Source organism: Halalkalibacterium ligniniphilum (genome assembly GCF_000334155.1).
GTDB lineage: Bacteria > Bacillota > Bacilli > Bacillales > Bacillaceae_D > Halalkalibacterium > Halalkalibacterium ligniniphilum.
In genome coordinates this window covers 1-1,673 of sequence record NZ_ANNK01000131.1, presented here as the reverse complement: position 1 = coordinate 1,673, position 1,673 = coordinate 1, and the positions used below count along the sequence as shown (strand labels likewise).

Genomic DNA, 1,673 nt, shown 5'->3' with positions numbered 1-1,673 from the left:
TTGGATTAGTTATATCGCAAAATCACAAGGGAGTAAATAGCCTAAGCTCCTAGATATAGAGTGAGGGGTGTTTATTATGTCAGGAGTGAAGCTAAAAGGAGCGAACCAGGCATGGACATTATGGAAAGCACCATCGCTAATATGTCGAAACGGTTTGAAGGTGTAGAAGTCGAGCAAAAAGTCATGAGGAAAGAGATTGATGAACTTAAACTCAATGACAAACTTCAAGACAGAGAAATACAAGGCTTGTCGAAAAGCTTAGACAAAATTGTCGAAGATACAACGTGGCTCAGACGGACTCTCACAAAGATTGTAATCACAGCTATTGTCAGCGGTGTTGTAACGATTGTGACAGGGATTATCGTGTGGGCTTTTACTATGAAATAAGGGGAGGATCTACATGAAAATCAATTGGAAAGTACGCTCATCTAATCCGCTATTTTGGGTGCAGGTATTTCTAGCTATAACGGACCCGACGACAAACGGACACAGCGATTCGATACAAGCACGGGGTTACGTCAAACCTAAAAAGGACGTGAGGTAGTGATGAATATATTAGACATTCGTTCCTCAGCACCGCGGCATCGAACGAAGCTACCTACACTACGTGCGATAAGCGGTATTCGTCAAATCGTTCTCCACCACGGGATGACAAGAAGAGGGCTTGGAGGAACAAATTACGAAGCCTATTGTCGTTTTCATACACAGACGAATAATTGGTCCGTAGGTGGATACATGTACGGTGTAGAGCCAGATGGTGTCATTAAATGGGGGTATGATTGGAACATGCAAACGCCTCATGTCGGTACAGCAACCGTCATTCGCTAGGAATTGTTTTACCTGGTGATTTCCGTTTCGAAGAGCCTACAACTGTTCAGTATCAAAGAGCGCTTGAACTGGTTAATTGGCTCTTACCGCAGCTACCAAACTGCAATAAAGTAATTGGACATCAAGAAGTACCAAGATACAGTTGGAAAGACTGCCCGGCTTTTTCGATGAACCAATTCAGAACAGATTTAAAACGCTTGCAGCAAGGCGACAAATTATCCGACGAGGAGGTTTATTGGAACATGAAACTAACAAAGGTTGAACAGAGTGCGGTAGTTAGTATGTTGGAACTCTGGACGGACGGAAATAGACACCGTAATCCACTAAGCAAGTCGTGGTTAGATAAAGCGAAGAGAGGAGAATTGACTTCTTCGGAATGCAATACGCATTCAATACGAAGCTGATAGACGCGGTTTGAGACGTTAAATAAAAGCCCTCTCTCACGGGTGGGCTAAGTTTGTTGAGAAAAAGGAATTGTTTCGCTAAGGAGATACTTTCTTTCAGTAGACTAATGAATCGTTAGTGGTTTATTGAAAAAGGGGCAACAATCCTCTCATCTACTTACAATAATGGTAGAATATTTGTAAATAATAGTATAAGGAGGTACATATGAGAAGTATTAAATACTTAGCTTTGTTGTTTGTTATACTCTCCATGCTTATTCCTACAGTAGCAACTGGACAAGAGCGATTCACTGACGTTGGTTCAGATTACTGGGCAAAAACAGAAATTGAATTTTTAGCACATCAATCAATTATTGGTGGGTATAATGAGGGCACCTTTAAACCTAGTAACAATGTGACTCGTGCCCAAGCTGCAATAATGATAGCTGCAGCACTAAGCTT

General features: G+C 41.6%; 4 protein-coding genes. All 4 read left to right on the top strand.

Translation table 11 applies throughout. The annotated features are described in order from the left end of the window. The first annotated feature begins 111 nt into the window (after positions 1–111). On the top strand, positions 112–387 hold the full coding sequence (locus tag BLT_RS0116045) for a hemolysin XhlA family protein (RefSeq protein WP_017728789.1): 276 nt from the start codon (positions 112–114) through the stop codon (positions 385–387). 156 nt (positions 388–543) lie between these two features. Continuing rightward, positions 544–828: a hypothetical protein gene (locus tag BLT_RS23800; protein ID WP_017728787.1), complete on the top strand. Its 285-nt coding sequence runs from the start codon at positions 544–546 to the stop codon at positions 826–828. Beyond that, positions 780–1,232 carry a peptidoglycan recognition protein family protein gene (locus BLT_RS25015; protein WP_081599682.1) on the top strand — a complete coding sequence of 151 codons (453 nt, stop codon included), beginning with the start codon at positions 780–782 and terminating at the stop codon, positions 1,230–1,232. Before BLT_RS23800 ends, BLT_RS25015 begins: the two co-directional genes overlap by 49 nt. Before the next feature lie 205 nt (positions 1,233–1,437). Beyond that, on the top strand, positions 1,438–1,673 hold a 236-nt coding region (locus tag BLT_RS22170; RefSeq protein ID WP_035425978.1), incomplete at its 3' end, for an S-layer homology domain-containing protein.

Bases quoted from the DNA above. Each gene is read 5' to 3' on its own strand.
- BLT_RS0116045 (WP_017728789.1), top strand. From the start codon at position 112: ATGGACATTATGGAAAGCACCATCGCTAATATGTCGAAACGGTTTGAA.